The sequence below is a fragment of the Lactiplantibacillus sp. ME-2 genome, from assembly GCF_022549155.1.
In the GTDB taxonomy this organism is placed as follows: Bacteria; Bacillota; Bacilli; order Lactobacillales; family Lactobacillaceae; genus Lactiplantibacillus; species Lactiplantibacillus plantarum.
On sequence record NZ_JAKZEQ010000029.1, the window covers coordinates 1 to 18,834 of the forward strand.

Annotated in this window: 15 protein-coding genes and 1 pseudogene; 13 read left to right on the forward strand and 3 right to left on the reverse strand. The window is 46.6% G+C overall.

Annotation, left to right across the window (positions count from 1 at the left end; all coding sequences use genetic code 11):
- Positions 1 to 753, reverse strand: a 753-nt coding sequence (locus MMY95_RS10835) for a C69 family dipeptidase (RefSeq protein ID WP_241277642.1), incomplete at its 3' end; no start/stop codon positions are given.
- A 269-nt stretch (positions 754 to 1,022) separates the two neighbouring features.
- On the opposite strand from MMY95_RS10835, the gene MMY95_RS10840 reads away from it, so the two are divergent.
- The 8 genes from MMY95_RS10840 (at position 1,023) to MMY95_RS10875 (ending at position 8,920) form a co-directional block, all read left to right on the forward strand.
- Complete coding sequence (locus tag MMY95_RS10840) at positions 1,023 to 1,217, forward strand: 2-hydroxymuconate tautomerase (protein WP_003638693.1); 195 nt, start codon at positions 1,023 to 1,025, stop codon at positions 1,215 to 1,217.
- A gap of 72 nt (positions 1,218 to 1,289) precedes the next feature.
- Positions 1,290 to 2,615 (forward strand): diaminopimelate decarboxylase, encoded by a 1,326-nt coding sequence (lysA, locus tag MMY95_RS10845; RefSeq protein WP_015380320.1) that lies wholly within the window; start codon positions 1,290 to 1,292, stop codon positions 2,613 to 2,615.
- Positions 2,616 to 3,020: 405 nt separating this feature from the next.
- Positions 3,021 to 3,938 (forward strand): UbiA family prenyltransferase, encoded by a 918-nt coding sequence (locus MMY95_RS10850; protein WP_011101519.1) that lies wholly within the window; start codon positions 3,021 to 3,023, stop codon positions 3,936 to 3,938.
- 98 nt (positions 3,939 to 4,036) lie between these two features.
- Complete coding sequence (locus tag MMY95_RS10855; RefSeq protein WP_003640453.1) at positions 4,037 to 4,813, forward strand: potassium channel family protein; 777 nt, start codon at positions 4,037 to 4,039, stop codon at positions 4,811 to 4,813.
- A 92-nt stretch (positions 4,814 to 4,905) separates the two neighbouring features.
- The gene (locus MMY95_RS10860) at positions 4,906 to 5,205 is read left to right on the forward strand and encodes a hypothetical protein (RefSeq protein WP_003640454.1); all 300 of its coding nucleotides are present in this window, start codon (positions 4,906 to 4,908) and stop codon (positions 5,203 to 5,205) included.
- Between the two features lie 139 nt (positions 5,206 to 5,344).
- On the forward strand, positions 5,345 to 5,617 hold the full coding sequence (locus MMY95_RS10865; protein WP_011101521.1) for a hypothetical protein: 273 nt from the start codon (positions 5,345 to 5,347) through the stop codon (positions 5,615 to 5,617).
- A 437-nt stretch (positions 5,618 to 6,054) separates the two neighbouring features.
- Positions 6,055 to 7,404, forward strand: coding sequence for an aspartate aminotransferase family protein (locus MMY95_RS10870; protein WP_011101522.1), 1,350 nt, complete (start codon positions 6,055 to 6,057; stop codon positions 7,402 to 7,404).
- Between the two features lie 16 nt (positions 7,405 to 7,420).
- On the forward strand, positions 7,421 to 8,920 hold the full coding sequence (locus tag MMY95_RS10875; protein ID WP_053267275.1) for an amino acid permease: 1,500 nt from the start codon (positions 7,421 to 7,423) through the stop codon (positions 8,918 to 8,920).
- Between the two features lie 179 nt (positions 8,921 to 9,099).
- Here the strand turns inward: MMY95_RS10875 and MMY95_RS10880 are convergent.
- A pseudogene (locus MMY95_RS10880) lies at positions 9,100 to 9,911 on the reverse strand (Cof-type HAD-IIB family hydrolase).
- A gap of 147 nt (positions 9,912 to 10,058) precedes the next feature.
- Here MMY95_RS10880 and MMY95_RS10885 point away from each other — a divergent pair.
- The 5 genes from MMY95_RS10885 (at position 10,059) to MMY95_RS10905 (ending at position 17,605) form a co-directional block, all read left to right on the forward strand.
- Entirely contained in the window at positions 10,059 to 11,426 is a 1,368-nt protein-coding gene (locus tag MMY95_RS10885; protein WP_003640460.1) for an RsmF rRNA methyltransferase first C-terminal domain-containing protein, read from the forward strand.
- Positions 11,427 to 11,594: 168 nt separating this feature from the next.
- Entirely contained in the window at positions 11,595 to 12,467 is an 873-nt protein-coding gene (locus MMY95_RS10890) for a DUF4767 domain-containing protein (protein ID WP_046039189.1), read from the forward strand.
- A 493-nt stretch (positions 12,468 to 12,960) separates the two neighbouring features.
- Positions 12,961 to 14,307 (forward strand): SLC45 family MFS transporter, encoded by a 1,347-nt coding sequence (locus MMY95_RS10895; protein WP_003644357.1) that lies wholly within the window; start codon positions 12,961 to 12,963, stop codon positions 14,305 to 14,307.
- Between the two features lie 13 nt (positions 14,308 to 14,320).
- Positions 14,321 to 16,567 carry a glycoside hydrolase family 65 protein gene (locus MMY95_RS10900; protein ID WP_003645091.1) on the forward strand — a complete coding sequence of 749 codons (2,247 nt, stop codon included), beginning with the start codon at positions 14,321 to 14,323 and terminating at the stop codon, positions 16,565 to 16,567.
- 24 nt (positions 16,568 to 16,591) lie between these two features.
- Positions 16,592 to 17,605 (forward strand): aldose epimerase family protein, encoded by a 1,014-nt coding sequence (locus MMY95_RS10905; RefSeq protein ID WP_003644358.1) that lies wholly within the window; start codon positions 16,592 to 16,594, stop codon positions 17,603 to 17,605.
- 156 nt (positions 17,606 to 17,761) lie between these two features.
- Here MMY95_RS10905 and fni read toward each other — a convergent pair whose 3' ends face one another.
- Positions 17,762 to 18,808: a type 2 isopentenyl-diphosphate Delta-isomerase gene (fni, locus tag MMY95_RS10910; protein ID WP_003644359.1), complete on the reverse strand. Its 1,047-nt coding sequence runs from the start codon at positions 18,806 to 18,808 to the stop codon at positions 17,762 to 17,764.
- Positions 18,809 to 18,834: the final 26 nt, after the last annotated feature.

Here is an 18,834-nt window from a genome sequence, read left to right on the forward strand (position 1 = left end):
GTTGTAATATCGATCAGAAAGGTCGGCCGTACCGAAGACTTCCCGGAAATTCAGTCCATTGTCCATTGAAGCTAACTGATTGTCTAATACAAAATTACGAATGTCTTTAGCATAAAGATAATTGTCATGGTCACTAAAGTCGATTTCTTGGATTGCAAGCTGGTTAGCAACGACTGCATAGGCATCATCCGGGATTCGTTGTGCGACCCAGTAATGACCAGCACCAGTTTCCATGTACCAAACTTCGTTGACATCACTAAAGAGAATCCCGTTAGTTTCGTAGGTGCCGTGTTCTTCAATAATATGCCCGAGACGTTCAACGCCTTCACGAGCAGAATGAATGTACGGTAAGGTGACAGTGACCATTGCTTCTTCACCGATGCCGTCCTTAACATACGGGTCAGCAGCCAGTACGCGTGTATTACAGTAAGCACTTTCAGTAGCACTCATTGCCACGCCGTACTCGTTAATGCCATCCTCCTCGAACAGGCCATATTCGGCAGTCCATTCAGGGGTGGCTGTGTATTTCGCACGAATCTTTGGCAGGGTCATGGTAAAGGGATGAGTTTGATCCTGAGACTTGAAGGTCTGTGGTTCTTCGAATTCGCGGTGCGCGTGGATAATCATTTTTTTCGCCCAAGCGGCGCGTGAATCTTCATTACGGCCAATCATGGTCGAACCATCCGCGCTGGCATTTTTACCCACTAGGATACTAGTGCAGGCGGAATAAGGATTAAACTGATGAGTCAACATATGGGGCCTTCTTTCTCCACGGTACGAGCAGTCAATGGCGGTATCGTGACATAATCATTTTTGTTAAATTAATTTTAGCATGTTTAGTCATCAATGGGGGTTTTCGGTTTGTGCTTCTGATTAGTTTTGCAAGGTAGCCTTAATTGGTCAGCGTGCTGGGCATTAGAAAAGAACCGTTAAATCAACAACGTCGTGGCTTGCAAAATAGAAAAGATTAAAGTAAGATTAAAACATTCGAAAATAGTGAATTAAGATAGGAGCGTGGCCTCATGCCAATCGTACACATTGATCTAATTGCTGGTCGTTCACAAGAACAACTTAAAAACTTGGTGAAAGATGTTACTGACGCGGTCAGCAAGAATACCGGTGCACCAGCAGAACACATTCACGTGATTTTAAGTGAGATGCAGAAAAATCGCTATAGTGTTGGTGGTGTCTTAAAGAGCGACGAAGAAGCAGAATAGGTTGTTCATTGCCGGACCGGTCGAATATGACGTGGCCGGCTTTTTTTAAAAGTTTAGAAGGTAGGTTAAACTGTGAACGAACAAATTAAGACGGATGCATTAAATTCGGCGCACCATTTAATGGTCGGGGGCGTCGATACATTGACCCTTGCAAAAAAATATCAAACACCGCTATATGTCTATGATACCGGTGAAATTCGTGCCGAAATCGCAGCATTCAAGCAAGTTTTTGAAGAAAACCACGTGGACTATCAAATCAGTTATGCTAGTAAGGCGTTTGCAACGGTCGCGATGTATCAATTGATCGCCCAAGAACACATTCATTGTGATGTGGTTTCTGGTGGTGAATTGTATACCGCCCAACAAGCAGATTTCCCAATGGCCGCCGTCTCGTTTCACGGTAATAACAAGTCACTGGCCGAGCTAACCATGGCCTTAGATGCCGGTGTTGGTACCATCGTGGTCGATAATTTCGGTGAACTACGACAACTGACGACGTTGACGACGCAACGGCAACAGCCGACCACGATTATGTTGCGGATTGCCCCAGGGATCTCAGCGCATACGCATGATTACATTTCAACTGGTCAGGCCGATTCTAAGTTTGGATTTGATTTGGACAGTGGGCAAGCAGACCAGGCTATCAAAGCCGCGCAAGCCGCACCATATTTGAAACTGGTCGGGATTCATTGTCACATTGGGTCACAGATTTTTGAAGTGAATGGTTTTAAGATGATTGTTGATAAGCTCGTTAGTGAGTTTGCTCGCTGGCAACGCGAACTTGATTTTTACCCACAGATTATGAATGTGGGGGGTGGCTTTGGCGTGAAGTACACTGCCGAAGATCATCCGCTACAGCCAACCGATTTTGTCGATGCAATTATTAAGGAAACGCGCGCGCAAACTGCAGCCAAACAAGTTCCAATGTTAGAAATCTGGATCGAGCCTGGACGCTCGTTAGTCGCTACCGCTGGAATGACCCTGTATACGATTGGCGATGAGAAGGATATTCCGGGCATTCGGAAGTATTTGTCTGTTGATGGAGGTATGGGTGATAATATTCGGCCAGCTTTATATCAGGCCAAGTATGAAGCGGTATTAGCCAAGAATCCGGCCTTACCAGCTGAACAGGTAGCCTCGATTGCTGGTAAATACTGTGAGTCAGGTGATATGTTGATCTGGAATCAGCAATTACCGGCCACTGCACCAGGCGACGTGTTAGCGGTCCTAGATACTGGTGCATACGGTTATTCGATGGCTAGCAACTACAATCGGAATCCACGACCTGCCGTTGTTTTTTGTGAACAGGGACATAGTCAACTTGTTGTGCAGCGTGAAAGCTATGCTGACTTAACACGGCTGGACCTCCCACTCTCAGTGCCGGAGAAAACCAAGTAGATTAGTCACCAAAAAGCATTTCAAGAGTTAGGCTCTTGAAATGCTTTTTTGGGTCTGCTGCTGTCGTCGAAGGGCTTGTGGCAACGTTTGACTAGGATCAGTGCTAAAATGGGCAGTATGAATTTATTAGTTACGGTATACTTATCATTGAAGGATGTTAATGGCTGCTATGAAGTCATTACGCTGGTCTGAAGATGGCTAGCAGGGGTGCCAGCATGTGGCGTGGGATTTCCAAGTGACCGGTTGCATACTGGCCCTAATTTTTTTGTTAAATCTATCCGCTTTGCTTGCGTTAGGCGTGAAGTTTGTTAAAATTTGATAGTTAAAGTCTTCGACGGTGACGATGGTCAATAAGGTCCCAATAGATAATTAACGATTTAAATAACCGGTGGGGGAGTTGTTAAAATGTTTAAAAAATGGCTAACTTGGCCAGTATTCTATGAGCTGACAGAAATTTATACGGCACCACTTAATATCATGTGGTTTGTTCTCGGAAGCGCCATTGCGCAATATCACTTAGGTACGGTGAATTGGCTTAACGTGACGCTGTGTTTAGTTAGCGTATTTATTTTTGATTTAGCCGTCAATGTTTCTGATAATTATTATGATTATCGGCATGCTCGTGATCGGGAAGGCTATGCGCAGAAGACGAATCCGATTGGTCGCTTGCAGTTACCCGTAGCGGGTGTCGGCCGCTTAGCATTGGGATTGTACCTGATTTCATTGATTCCCGGAATCTGGCTTGTCATGCGGACTGGGTGGTTAGTGCTCGTCCTTGGATTAGTTGGCTATGTGATTGGTATTTTTTACACAGCTGGGCCCTATCCAATCAACGCGACCCCGCTGTGTGAGACGGTCGTGGCGTTAGCAATTGCATTTTTAATTGAATTGACCTGTGTGGTCGTATCGACGTATGGACAGCATCCGTTGACTTGGTCGATCGTTGGGACGACTTTCTTACTATGTTTACCACTGACCCTGATTTTCTTTTGCCTACAACTGGCTAATAACACAGCGGACCGTGATGAAGATATTTTGAATCATCGCTACACCTTGGCCTACTACCTTGGTAAACCAGGTTCGGTACGGCTGATTCAAGCGTTTTTAGTTATTGGTGGCATTTGGCCGCTCGTGAACGTCTTACTGGGACTGGCACCCGTTGTTACGATTTGGGTCGTACTCTTACTACCAATTATGTGGCAAGGTATGCGCCCGTTCTTTGAGGTGCAAGATAAAAAGAAGACGTTTATTACGACGGTCAAGAGTGCCTCGCTGTTCTTCATTCTATACCCAGTGCTATTTGTTTTAGGGACTTGGTTGTAACGAATTAGTAAAGCTCACTTAATTTTTCGCACTTATCGTGGTTATTTTTATGAAAGTGGACTATATTATTACCAGTTTATAAAATAGGGGTAAGCAGGATGGAAACAGAACAGCGACAGCAACGAAGAATTGCGGTGTATCACTTAATTGTCACACTTTTGACACTCTGGTCAGCAGTTAACGTGATCCTATTATCGTTTCATATCGGTGATTGGCACGTTGAAACCCGCATCAGTAACGGCTTATTAGTCATGTTTGCGGTGGACTACTTTGTGCGCCTAATTCGTTCTCGAGATCGGAAGACTTTTCTCATTCATTCAGCGTTCGATTTGATGGGGATTATTCCCATGCACCCGGTGTTTGCACTCTTTCGACTTGGGCGTTTGGCACGGATGGTCCAATATCACCATTTGTTCTGGAAGCTCGGACTGGATGGTAAGTGGACGCACGATTTTCACCGCTTTATCTATAGCACCGGGTTTATCTACCTGTTTTCAATTAGTATTGCGATTATTGTTCTTAGTGCGTTGCTCTTTTCCGTTTTCGAGCATCAAAGCCTGTCAGATTCACTGTGGTGGGCCATCACAACGGCGACTACCGTGGGTTATGGTGACGATACGCCCCATACTGCCGTTGGCAAAGTGATCGCGGTCGGGCTGATGTTCGGTGGGATTGGTTTTATTGGTTTGTTAACGAGTACGATTACTGACTTCTTCACAACGCAAGCCAGTCAGAATGTCACGATCGAGGAACCACAGCATGATGACGAGCTGCGACAACTACTGATTAAAATTGACACGTTGACGACGAAGGTCGATCATTTACAAAATCAAGTTAAACGTTTAGAAAAATCAGGCTACAAAAAACAACATTGAATTTTCGGACCGTTGGATGCCCTCAATGGGGCGCAGCGGTCCGTTTTGCTATGCTATAATAACGGTAACAAATTCGAAACGGTGGTGGTGAGATGGGACAAGCAATAACACGGTGGGTCTGGCTACCAGCCCCAATTGTGACCCGTCAATCAACGTTTAAAATTCATGTGGGGGATTTACAGCGGCATCCAGTGCCATTACGTGCCGCACAGTGGTATCAATTTGAGCAGTCACGAACAAAGCTAATCTGCTCGGTGCCAATCACAACGACTCAGTATGCGGCCGTTACGCACTTAGCAGCTCAGCGGCTTAAAGCTGGTCAAGCGGGAATGTTACCAGCACCCGAGCAGCCCGTGATGACCCGGGGGACGACGATTACATTCACAATGTAAAGCGGCGTGATGACAGTTACTTACTGTAAAGATACTTTGTGAATGGTACTTGACGGTTGGGGGGCACGATGCTCACGTGTTATATTCAGGCTAATCAAATTGCCGCGAGGTCGCGAATTCACGAGGGAGTGATTTTTCGATGAAAACACGCTATCAGTTACAAGTCAAGTACGACGGAATCAGATCGTTAACACGTTGCCGCGTGTTGGCAATCATCATTGCGAGTTTTACGGGTTGGCTGACCGGGTGCGAATTAGCGCAGGCCACCACGGTGCCGACTATGATGCAAACTTACCATCCTTGGTCCGTACGGGGGCTGAATCTAGAAAGCTTGCGTTTGCTGGTGGCAACGACCGTCTTAGGGCTAGTCTGTTGGGGCCTAGCCACTTACTTAAAACCTAAGGCCAAGTGAGACTGAGTAAACAAACGATTGTTGTCTGACCCTTGATAGGGGGCGGATGATAATCGTTTTTTCTTACCGCTTATGTGGCACTGAGCGGTGTCGTTCAATGTGGGAGCGCGTATCCATTCCCAACGTGCACTAGCATGGCCACGGACCTCGCGCGCAGCAGGTGAGCTGAGGAAAATGATGGCGACCAGCAAGGCAGTTTGGTGGTCGCGTTCACAATTTAAAATGATCCCAGATTGTTGATTAGCTGTTAGCAATTGGTTGAATGAACCGGTGATTTTTTTAATTTACATCTTATTAATTAAAAAATTGATTAGCGCTAAAGCTAGGGCTATGCTGGTAAAGACGGGTATTTGTAAACAAAAATATGGGCGCAAGGACTTGCATAGAAATTAAAATATGATTAAAATAAGTCTTATTAAATTAATGGAGGCTTGCGAATGATTAGTCAAAACCATCGTTTGGATCAGCAACTTATTGAACGTGAAGACCATTATATGGCGACGGCGGCACGAATCAATTACTATGATTTAGTTATTGACCATGCTCACGGGGCCCTGCTTACCGATGTTGATGGCAACCAATACATCGATTTGTTAGCCAGTGCTTCGGCCATTAACGTGGGCCATACGCACCCTCGCGTTGTTAAGGCCATTCAGGAACAGGCAGCCAAGTTGATTCATTACACGCCAGCATATTTTCATCATCAACCGGAACAACGATTGGCTGAGCGACTGGCAAAATCAGCTCCCGGCACTGATAATGAGGTGGTTTTTGGTAACTCTGGTTCGGATGCCAATGATGCCATTATTAAATTTGCACGGGCCTATACTAACCGACAATACATAGTCGCCTATACGGATGCCTATCATGGTTCAACGTATGGCTCAATGTCACTCTCAGGAGTTAGCCTGAATATGGTCCGTAAGATGGGACCGTTACTACCTGGGATCGTGCACGTCCCGTATCCTGATTGTTATCGTACGTTGCCGCATGAGACGGAACATGAACTTGCATTACGCTATTTTGAAGCGTTCAAGGCACCATTTGACTCATACTTACCAGCGGAGGAAACCGCGTGCGTCATTATTGAACCGATTCAAGGTGATGGCGGTATCCGCAAGGCACCAGCAGAGTATGTCCAATTAGTCTATGACTTTTGTCACCAGCACGGTATCTTATTTGCCGTCGACGAGGTCAATCAAGGGATGGGACGAACCGGGAAGATGTGGAGCATTCAAAACTTCCCGGGAATCCGCCCGGACTTAATGTCCGTTGGCAAATCACTGGCTTCGGGGTTACCACTTAGTGCAGTGATCGGTCGCCGTGAAGTGATGGAGAGTCTAGCAGCGCCGGCGCACACCTTTACGACGGCGGCCAATCCGGTTTGTTGTGCGGCGGCGCTGGCGACAATCGACGTTCTAGCAGATGAACAGTTGGTTGCCCGTTCCGCCAATTATGGCCGCTATGCCAAGGAACAGTTTTTAGCGCTTCAACAACGCCATCCTAAAATTGGGCAGGTACGGATGTACGGGCTGAACGGGGGCATTGAATTGGTGACAGACCGGCAGAGTCAGCAACCTGATCCTGATTTTGCCAGTGACGTCATTTATGCCGCTTTTGAACGGGGTGTCGTCATGATAACGCTCAAAGGAAATATTTTGCGGTTCCAACCACCACTAGTCATCACGAAGACGCAATTAGATACTGCGTTAACCGTATTAGATGAGGCAATGGCTGCTGCTGAACAGGGCCTGGTTAAACGGCCCCAAGGCAAGATTGGTTGGTAAAATAAGGAGGATTTTGATGCAACGGTTATTAAAACGGTTAACTTTAAAGGAAGATCCAAGCATATATGAAGACAAAGATTCTCACCTAGCTCGAGTATTGACGGTCAAGGACTTCTTGGCTTTAGGGGTGGGGACGATTGTTTCAACGTCAATTTTTACATTACCCGGAGTGGTGGCTGCGAACCATGCGGGCCCTGCGGTAGTCTTCTCATTCATCGTCGCAGCCGTCGTTGCCGGCCTGGTTGCATTTGCTTATGCTGAAATGGCGGCGGCGATGCCGTTTGCCGGTTCTGCTTATTCGTGGATCAACGTAATGTTCGGTGAATTCTTTGGTTGGATCGCTGGTTGGGCGTTGCTTGCGGAGTACTTTATTGCGTTGGCATTCGTCGGTTCAGGACTGTCCGCCAATCTGCGGGGGCTCTTGTCACCATTAGGACTAACTCTACCGAAAGCTTTGTCAAATACGTTTGGGACTGATGGTGGTGTGGTCGACCTGATTGCCGTCTTGGTGATTGCGCTGGTCTCGTTACTGCTCTCACGTGGAATCAGTAAGGCCTCCCGGGTCGAAAACGTGTTAGTGGTGTTGAAAGTGTTAGCCGTACTCACGTTTATCGTCGTGGGTGCGACGGCGATCCACGTGCAAAACTACGTCCCGTTTATCCCCAAGTATCATTTAAACGCTGATGGTAGTGCTTTTGGGGGCTGGCAAGGAATTTATGCCGGGGTATCGATGATTTTCTTAGCTTATATTGGGTTTGATTCGATTGCCGCTAATTCAGCGGAAGCTAAGAATCCTGGCAAAACAATGCCACGAGGAATTCTTGGTTCACTCGTCATTGCGGTGGTACTCTTTGTGGCTGTTGCTTTGGTCTTAGTCGGTATGTTCAAATATTCATCATATGCTAATAACGCTGAACCAGTCGGCTGGGCATTACGACAAGCTGGCCATCCGATTGTTGCCAGTGTTATTCAGGCCATTGCCGTGCTGGGAATGTTTACTGCGCTGATTGGGATGACTTTAGCAGGGTCACGGCTAATTTATTCCTTTGGGCGTGATGGTATGTTACCTAAGTGGCTTGGCAAGTTACATCATAATCAACCTAATAACGCGCTACTTGTGTTAACAATCGTTGCTATTATCATTGGGGCGTTTTGCCCGTTTGCTTTTCTGGCCCAATTGATTTCAGCGGGAACCCTGATTGCCTTCATGTTTGTCTCGCTGGGAATCTATGCTTTGCGGCGTCGTGAAGGTGTTGATATTGCGGTACCAGCCTTTAAGATGCCGTTCTATCCAGTTTTACCAGCTATTGCCTTTCTAGGCGCACTGTTCGTTTTTATGGGCTTAGATATCCAGGCAAAATTATACGCGGGCGTGTGGTTCATCGTCGGTTTAGTGATCTACTTTAGCTATGGTATGCGTCACTCATATTTGGCTGAAAAACGTCTGTCTGAGACTGATACTGCGGCTAAATCAGCTTCGAAGGTGGCTGATTCGACTGTTGAAGAGCGTGACTGAGCTTAGCTAACGCAAGCCCTTGATAGTTGAACAACAACTAAAATGGCACTTCCAGAATTGAATTTTATCTGGAAGTGCCATTTTTGAGTGGTGATTACGAGCTAGTGTAAAGTCCGAAAATTAATAGTGATGCGCAGTCAGCAACTTAAGATACAACTGACGACTACTTGCATCCGAACTTATTCCGCAATTGCAAAATAATCGTTCAAGTAACGAGCAACACCGTTTTGATCATTATTATAGAGGCCGTTACATCGTCAGCCGTTGCTTTGATCTTGTCAGTACCATTGGCCATTGCCACACCGAGACCCGCGTATGCTAACATCTCGAGGTCGTTATGTTCGTCACCAAAGGCGATGATATTGCGCCGTGAAATTTGAAAGTAATCCGCTAAGTAGGCGACACCCTTGGCTTTGTGGACGCCTTTGGAGGTGATCTCGAGGATGGCATTCGGGCCGCCCCAAACACCAACGTCAACTTGATCGCCAAAGCGTTCAGTGATCCAGTCAATGATGGCAGCCCGCCGATCAAGATGGACTAGCAAGACGAGGGAATTCGGATTACGAGTCAACGTATCTGGTGTAAGTCGGGGGCTGTCAGCAATCTCTGGGAAGAATTGACCAGCAATCAAATCTTGACCCGCTGTCATGGTACTGTTTTTATTTTCTGCAATAATTTCATTGATCCCCAATTGTTCGCGATATTTAACGAGTGCTAAGACAATCGCTTTGTTGATCGTGAACTGATATTCTGAGGCCCATGTTTGGTGAGGTAAATGGCCCAGAGAACCGTTAAAGTTGATCATTGGGCTTTTGAGACGCAGCTGGTCATAGATCGCTTGTGAACCCTGATATGAGCGACCAGTAATAATGCTAACAATGTGACCCGCTGCTTGTAGTCGTTGCATCGTTTGGATCGTCGCTGAATTGAGTTTGGATTCAGCATTCAAAGTGGTTCCGTCTAAGTCTAACGCAATTAGTTTTCTTTCCATATTCAACAAACATCTCCCATATTTCCGGCAGTTAATTAATTTAATTTAGCATAAATCTCACCTAATTGCGAATCTTTGCTACCTTACAGTCGGGGCAAAATGTGGTAATCTAATTGAGGATGCTTTTTAATTGAGGAGGAAATTTGGGTGCAATTACCAGCAGAATTTATTCAAAAATATCAACGACTACTAGGCGATCAAGCGCCCGCTTTTTTGGCAGCTTTCGATGGCCCTGTTGAAAAAGGGTTTCGGATTAATCCGAACAAGACTGTGACGGCCACGATGCGCGCCAAGATGACAGCACCCGTTCCGTATAGCCCAATTGGGTATTATGGCAAGGTGAACGGCAATGCGCTGGAACACTTGGCTGGTGCCGTCTACAGTCAAGAACCAAGTGCCATGACCGTTGGCGAGTTTGCAAAACCAGAACCTGGTGAACGAGTGTTAGACTTATGTGCGGCACCGGGTGGCAAAACGACGCATCTGTTAAGCTACTTGCATCAGACCGGTCTACTCGTGACAAATGAGATCAATCGGCAACGGGTGACCGCCCTTGGCGATAATGTGGAACGCTACGGCGCCCGCAATACAGTGATTACCAACGATACACCCGCCGCCCTTGCCAAGGAATTGCCAGGCTTTTTTGACCGGATCTTGGTGGATGCGCCGTGTTCGGGTGAAGGGATGTTTCGTAAGGATCATGACGCAGTTCAGTATTGGACGCCCGACTATCCAGCGGCGTGTGCTGAACGCCAACGGGAGATTTTGACGGAAGCGGTCAAGATGTTGCGTCCGGGTGGACATTTGATTTATTCGACCTGTACCTTTGCACCGGAAGAGGACGAACAGATGATGGCCTGGCTGTTAAAAACTTATCCTGAGTTTGAGCTGGAGCCACTGGCCAAGACGGCTGGGATGGTCGATGCAAAGCCGGAATGGGCGGATGGCAATCCTGAACTGGCTAAAGCGGCCCGGTTATTTCCGCACTTGATGCGCGGTGAGGGTCACTTTATTGCCAAATTGGTCTATCATGGCACGACGGTGGGCAAGGACAAAAAAGTGGTTCGCGAACAGTTAAACGCCACGCAACGGCAGCTATGGACGGACTTTTTAAAAAAACAAGCAATGGCCGGTTTACCACAGCTCGTGTTACAGGCACATGGTGATCAGTTATACGGCGTGCCAGCGATGATGCCCGTTACGCGAAAGCTCAAGGTCTTTCGCCCCGGGATTTTATTGGGAACGTTTAAGAAGAAACGGTTTGAACCAAGTTACGCGTTAGCCTTAGCGAGTGATGATTTGTCCTTACCCAAAACTGAAATAACGCGTGAACAGTGGGCATTGTATGTCCATGGTGAGACATTTGAATTGACAAGTGCGCCTGTAGCTGGTTTTCGGGTCTTAACTTGTGATGGGTTGCCAGTTGGGTTTGGAAAAATCGTCGCCAAGACGGTTAAAAATTTCTTTCCTAAGGGCTTACGGTTCTTGGCGACCTCTGAAAACGCGACGCTCTAACCTGACATGATATTGACTAAGTCATAACGTCCGCGTGCGATTGACGCTGAACAGGTGATGAGCAGCGGCCGTCATGAATCATTCGATCCGTGGTAAAATCGGGGGAACGATCTACGCAAGTTGATGGTCAAATGGACCCAATCAATCGTAATATTGGAGGAAGAGTTTATGTATTGCCCAAATTGTGGGAAAAAGAATGATATTGACGCGTTATTTTGTGAAAATTGTGGTGCGCGGCTGATTATCCCAGCCAGTTCAGCGCAACCAACACCGGCGTCAGCTGTAAGTTCTGCTGCTCAATCCACGTCGTCAACGGCTGCTTCAGAAGCACCGAGCGCCAGTACATCGATTTCAGCTGCACCGACTGCACCTGAACTTAGCACCCGTTCAGCGCAACATGCGCGTCAAAATGCGCAACCACGTTCAACGTCAAAACTGTCTTGGGTTATTTTGATCGTGGTATTAGCCGTGGCACTTGGTGGTGGTTATTACTGGCTGGGATACCAGCGTCAGAGTAATTCGACGGCAACAACAACGGCCAAGTCTTCGTTGCGCACTGCTACATCGGAAAAAGCCGAGTCGTCATCATCGTCCAAGGCATCTGCTAGTACGGCAACTCAGACGGCATTGTGGTCGACAACCAAGTCGAGCGAGTTAGCCTCGTTTATGTCGTCATGGCAAGATACCATGAACCAATCGTACGAGGGGACTTATGATGGTCAGTCGGTAACTATTGGTGAGTTGAATTTACCTTCAGACATCAAAAACAATCAGTACCAAGATAAGATTACGGTCAATGGTGACACAGTCAAGCTCAAGTGGACGACGGCTGCTGATACCGATGCGAAGTACCAGGTCGTTGCCGCGGCCACTGATCCGAACGCGTCTAGTGGCGTGATTACGTATCTGTATGTTTTCCATAATGGTTCGCCAGACGTTCTGGTCTCGCAAGACAGTGCCACTGCCACAACGTTTAACTTCACTAGTTCACAAAATACGGATTTACAAGATGGCTTTGCAAAGATTGCCAATGCGGATTAATAACTGAATTATTCGGAATCGTGTGTTTATGCTAAGTCGGCCTGAACACACGATTTTTTTGCGCCAATATTCGACAGAAAATGGCGTATTGGCGCTTTAAAACTGAATAATTAGTGTCGGGTAATGGAAAGCGATGCTGATTTACAATCGATTATTGAAAATTATTATTTATTTACAAAATGATATCCGTCGGCTGGAACGGTTTATTAGTGCAACGGCACGCAACGTTTCAGCGACTGCATCTATTTGTTCATGCAACAGCATGCAATATAATGACTTTTTTATGAATTATATGTGAATTTTATATGAATCGATGTATCAGCTAATACTATTTGAACCCTTGATATTAGCCGATTTCATGCCAAATAGGCACGGATGTCAATAAGTAAAACGCCTTCATGCAATTTAACGCAAACGCTTGCATAATTTTGGAAGCGGTTTTATAATCTAACTTGTACTCAAGCGATTGATATTATTTTTGGGAGGCTTTATTGTGAAAGAAACATCTAAAACAACGGCCGGATTACCGAAACTGTCATCCAATAAGATTTGGATGATGAGTCTAGGTTTTCTCGGTGTTCAAATGGCATTTACACTTCAGAGCTCACAGATGAGCCGGATCTTCCAAACTTTAGGCGCGGATCCAAATAACCTTGGCTGGTTTTTCATCTTGCCACCCCTTGCTGGTTTGATCGTTCAACCGATCATTGGGAGTTTATCCGACCGAACATGGGCCCCACGTTTAGGCGGGCGACGGTTACCTTACTTGATTCTGGGAACAGTCGTTGCGGCAATCGTGATGTTACTACTACCCAATTCTGGCTCGTTTGGATTTGGTTACGCTTCCATGGCGGCCTTAGTTTTTGGTGCGATTACCGTGGCATTTCTTGATTTATCGTCTAACGTCGCAATGCAACCTTTCAAGATGATGGTCGGGGATATGGTCAACGATGACCAAAAGAGTTACGCCTATGGGATTCAAAGCTTCTTGTTGAATACTGGTGCCGTCATTGCGGCAATCTTCCCATTCCTGTTGACCTTGTTCGGGGTCGCCAATACGGCTAGTAAAGGTGTTATTCCCAATTCAGTGATCTGGTCATTTTATATTGGAGCAGCAATCTTAGTGGTTTCAACGATTATCACGATTGCCCGGGTGCGGGAATATGATCCCGTAACTTACGCGAAGTATCACGGCATTGATGAAAGCGCTAATAAATCTGGTGGTAACTGGTTGGCACTCTTGAAGAAAGCACCAAAGGTTTTCTGGTTAGTAGCCTTAGTTCAATTCTTCTGCTGGATGGCATTTCAATACTTATGGACATACTCAACCGGTGCAATGGCTGCCAACGTTTGGCACACCACTAATGCCAGTTCTGCAGGCTACCAAGCCGCTGGTAACTGGTACGGGATCTTATCTGCTGTTCAGTCCGTTGCCGCGGTTGTTTGGTCATATGTTTTAGCCAAGGTTCCGAATAATCGGCATAAACTTGGTTATGCTTTGAGTTTATTACTTGGTGCAATTGGCTTCTTCTCAATTTTCTTCATTCACAGTCAATCAGCACTTGTCGTCTCATTTATTCTGGTTGGGATGGCCTGGGCCGCAATGAATACGTATCCATTGACGATGGTAACCAACGCCTTATCTGGCGAACACATGGGGACTTACTTGGGTCTCTTTAACGGCTCAATCTGCCTGCCACAAATTGTTGCGTCCTTATTGAGCTTTGCATTATATCCATTATTTGGCAATTCACAAGCCAACATGTTCATCTTTGCTGGGATCGTCCTTGCAGTAGGTGCGGGCACAGTTGGTTTGATCAAAGAAACGTACAAAAACTAGGAGGAATTAACTTATGAAACGAATTTTTGATGTTAATCCATGGCATGTCTTGACGACTGATTTCAAACCAGAAAACAAACGGCTGCAAGAATCAATGACTAGTCTAGGAAATGGTTACATGGGCATGCGCGGCTTCTTTGAAGAAGATTATACTGGGGATACGCTTCCCGGTATTTATCTTGGCGGTGTCTGGTATCCAGACAAGACCCGGGTTGGCTGGTGGAAGAATGGCTATCCAGAATACTTTGGCAAGGTTATCAACGCCGTCAATTTCATCAAAATCAATTTCAAACTCAATGGGACTAAGATCGACTTGGCAACTGCCAACTTCAGCGATTTTAAACTTGATTTGGATATGCAACACGGGACTTTGACACGATCATTTATCGTTGATCAAGATGGTCAACGGGTTCGCGTGACCTTTGAGCGTTTCTTGAGTGTTGCGCAAAAAGAACTTTCGGTCCAGAAGGTGACGTTTGAAAACTTGAGCGATCAAGCGGTGGAATTAAAAGTTGCTTCCGCACTGGATGCTGACGTTAAGAACGAAGATGCGAACTACGATGAACATTTCTGGAACGTCCACGAAGTTACGGATGATCGGTTAATTGCTCAGACGGTACCAAATGATTTTGGGACCCCACAGTTTACCTCTGGGATGCAAGTTAGTTATGTAACGAGTTTAACCCATAAAGCGGCCGAAGTGACTGATACAGCCACGGTTGATCGCTACTTCGGTACGTTAGAAGCTGGGGCCAGCGTTAGTTTTGAAAAGCGGGTCGTCGTGGTTACGTCGCGGGATTATCCGACTGATGATGCCATTATGACTGCACTTCAACGTCTGACAGATACGGTCAGCGCCCAATCTTTCGATGATTTATTGGCGGCCCATGAAGCGGGCTGGGCCGATCGGTGGCAACAATCAGATATTCAAATTGAAGGCGATACCGAGGCCCAACAAGGCATGCGTTTCAATTTGTTTGAACTCTTTAGTACTTATTATGGTGATGATCCACGGTTGAATATTGGACCAAAGGGCTTTACTGGTGAAAAGTATGGTGGTGCGACTTATTGGGATACGGAAGCATTTGCCGTTCCAGTTTACCTGGGGATTACCAAACCAGAAGTTACCCGCAACTTACTGATGTATCGTTATAAGCAGTTGGATGGTGCCTATCATAATGCTCGTCAACAAGGGCTTGATGGGGCATTGTTCCCAATGGTGACCTTCAATGGGATTGAATGCCACAACGAGTGGGAAATCACTTTCGAGGAAATCCATCGTAACGGCGACATTGCCTTTGCTATTTATAACTACACGCGTTATACCGGTGATACATCATACGTCTTACATGAAGGCAGTAAAGTGTTGACGGAGATTTCTCGTTTCTGGGCAGACCGGGTGCACTTCAGCAAACGTAATCAGCAGTACATGATTCATGGGGTCACTGGCCCAGATGAATATGAAAACAACGTTGATAATAACTTTAATACCAATTATTTGGCGCAATGGACGTTGAAGTACACGCTTGAAATTTTAGATCAGGTTAGTGACGACCAAGCAGCGGCCTTAAACGTGACTGCTGAAGAACGTGCCCACTGGCAAGATATCGTTGATCGGATGTATTTACCATATGACAAGGATCTGGATATCTTTGTTCAACATGATGGTTATCTGGATAAGGATTTAACGCCCGTTTCCGCAATTCCAGCTGACCAGTTACCAATTAATCAGCATTGGTCATGGGACCACATCTTACGGTCACCTTATATCAAGCAAGGTGATGTGTTACAAGTGATGTATGACTTTATTGATGATTTCTCAAAGACACAATTGAAACACAATTTTGATTTCTACGAACCGATGACGGTTCACGAATCAAGCTTGTCACCAGCCATCCATGCCGTGTTAGCTGCTGACTTACACTATGAAGACAAGGCTGTGGCTTTCTATAACCGGACGGCACGGCTTGATCTTGACAATTACAATAATGATACGGTCGACGGTCTTCACATCACCTCAATGACTGGTGGTTGGATTGCGATGGTCCAAGGATTTGCTGGCATGCGTGTTCATGATGGACAACTGAGTTACCGGCCGTTCTTACCAAAACAATGGACGAAGTATTCTTTCCGTCAGGTCTTCCGTGATCGGATTATTGAAGTCACGGTTGATCACGATGGGACGACTTTGAAGTTGATTGCCGGGGAACCGATTGATGTTCAAGTGGATGGTACCACGCAAACATTGACACAGAACTAGTTCAATCCGCACTGATCGAAGGGAATGAGGCGTACGATTTCTGCAGTACCATTTGGTGTGTATCAAGGCGAGTCAGTCTATTTATACACGATTGAAAATATCCATCATAGCAAACTAAAAGTGTTGAGTTATGCGGCAACGTGGTATGACTTCGAAGTGCAGGTCGACCGCCAGCCACACTCATTAGTGCTTCACTTTGATAACTTGGCGGATTATATCGAGACGCCTTATCAAGTCGGCAAAACAGTGGGTCGAGTTGCTGGCCGAATCGGTAACGCGACGTTTTCCTTGAATGGGCAGACGTATCACTTACCACCAAATAACGGCCAGCATTTGCTACACGGTGGCAATCATGGCTTACAAACGCATAATTTTCGAGCTCGTTTTGATCCTGATGGCGACACTGTCACATTGACGACAACGCTAGCGAGCGCTGACGATGGTTTTCCAGGCGACTTGACGGTAACTGTAAGCTATACGTTAACGGCCGATGATGAGGTTCAAATCAGCTATCACGGGGTGACCACTGCTGATACGTTATTCAATCCGACCTGTCACGTTTACTTTAATCTTGATGGTCAGGCCGCACTGATTAATCCCCAGCAATTACGTATCAACTCGACCAAGCTAGTTCATACGAATCACGAGAAGGTTCCGACCGGCGTCTTCTACGTCCCGTCACCAGCGTATGACTTTCGTGAGCAGCCAACGATTCAATCGCAGCTCGATCGATTGATCCAAGAAACTGGCAGGACGGAATACGATGATTGCTATGTGCTTGACCACCAGGATGAACCCGCTGGCGTGTTGGCAACGACTCACGGGCGACTGCTCATCAACACGGATCGCAATGGTTTAGTTATCTTTACCGCTAATCCCGAACGAACGCAGTCGTATCGTTTAGGGGACTACCATGCGCTGGCCGTGGAATTGCAAACCTTGCCGGATGCTATTAATCATCATGGCTTTGGCGATGTTGTTCTACGGGCTGGTCAGCCACGGACGTACGTGAACCGCTACCAATACGTGTCAAAATAGCAATCAATAGATGATGGAAATTATTTTCTTTACCACGATCAAAAAGCAGTGCTCGCCATAGGGGCACACTGCTTTTTTGGTGTACTTGGTTATAACAAAAACGCGTCATCACAAGTATAGAATGACATTCCGTAGTTTGTGATGACACGCTTTGTTTTAATCTTTAATCGATTGCTTGTAGTTAACAAGTTCAGGTGATAACAGAATCTTGTCCTGAATACGGCTACTTTTGAATTGATCAACACGCGTTACGCCGACGAGTGCAAATAGGCGTTTTAATTGCGACTGCCAATCCGTCAGCATCGCAATGACTTCGTCGTCCGTATGATGGAGTAAAGCGTGTAGCACGGTGCCAGCCATGCCGACCGCGTCAGCGCCTAACATCAACGCTTTTAAGATGTCGAGTGGCTGTCGAACGCCACCAGCAGCTAAGACCGTGAGATCATCCGGTCGGTTCTGAACGCCTAGCAAGGACTCAACCGTGGTGAGGCCAAAGTCGTGAAGGTAGGCCATATCGCGGTTAGCACGTCGGCGATTCTCAATGTCGACAAAGTTAGTCCCACCGTGACCGCCTAAATCTAGGTAGCGTACGCCGGCAGCGTAGAGCTGTTGCATCGTGGGGCGGGAAATACCAAAGCCCACTTCTTTGACGATCACTGGTACCGTTAAGGCTTGGACTAAGTCCGAAATGTTAGTTAGCCAATGAAAGTCACGATCGCCTTCTGGCATGACGATTTCTTGAACGACATTGAGATGGAGCTCGAGCGCATCGGCCTGGAGCATTGCAATCGCTGTTTGGGCCGCAGATAACGGGTGGCCGGCACCAAGATTGCCAAAGATCAGCCCGTTCGGATTGTGGTCACGCATCGTGGCAAAAGTGGGGGCTACTTGGGGATCTTTGATGGCGACACTTTGAGAGCCGGTCGCAATCGGTAAGCCACAAGCTGCAGCGATGCGGCCTAAACGAGCGTTGATTTCGCCCGTTCGCTGTGAGCCCCCAGTCATCGCTTCAATGTAGAGGGGGCTGTCCCAATGCCACTGGCCAACGGTGGTGGCTAAATCGACGTCGGCCACGGCAGTTTCCGGCAATGCGTCGTGGCGAATCCGGACCTGGTCAAAGGCATTGGCTTGTTCGCCATGAAAATACTTTTCAGCTAACGAAACATGTTCATCTTTCCGATGAGATTGTTGACTTTGTGGCACGGTGCCACCTCCAATTAATTTAGAAT

Coding starts and splice junctions, on each gene's coding strand:
- MMY95_RS10840 (WP_003638693.1), top strand. CDS start 1,023: ATGCCAATCGTACACATTGATCTAATTGCTGGTCGTTCACAAGAACAA.
- MMY95_RS10850 (WP_011101519.1), top strand. CDS start 3,021: ATGTTTAAAAAATGGCTAACTTGGCCAGTATTCTATGAGCTGACAGAA.
- MMY95_RS10855 (WP_003640453.1), top strand. CDS start 4,037: ATGGAAACAGAACAGCGACAGCAACGAAGAATTGCGGTGTATCACTTA.
- MMY95_RS10860 (WP_003640454.1), top strand. CDS start 4,906: ATGGGACAAGCAATAACACGGTGGGTCTGGCTACCAGCCCCAATTGTG.
- MMY95_RS10865 (WP_011101521.1), top strand. CDS start 5,345: ATGAAAACACGCTATCAGTTACAAGTCAAGTACGACGGAATCAGATCG.
- MMY95_RS10870 (WP_011101522.1), top strand. CDS start 6,055: ATGATTAGTCAAAACCATCGTTTGGATCAGCAACTTATTGAACGTGAA.
- MMY95_RS10875 (WP_053267275.1), top strand. CDS start 7,421: ATGCAACGGTTATTAAAACGGTTAACTTTAAAGGAAGATCCAAGCATA.
- MMY95_RS10890 (WP_046039189.1), top strand. CDS start 11,595: ATGTATTGCCCAAATTGTGGGAAAAAGAATGATATTGACGCGTTATTT.
- MMY95_RS10900 (WP_003645091.1), top strand. CDS start 14,321: ATGAAACGAATTTTTGATGTTAATCCATGGCATGTCTTGACGACTGAT.
- MMY95_RS10905 (WP_003644358.1), top strand. CDS start 16,592: ATGAGGCGTACGATTTCTGCAGTACCATTTGGTGTGTATCAAGGCGAG.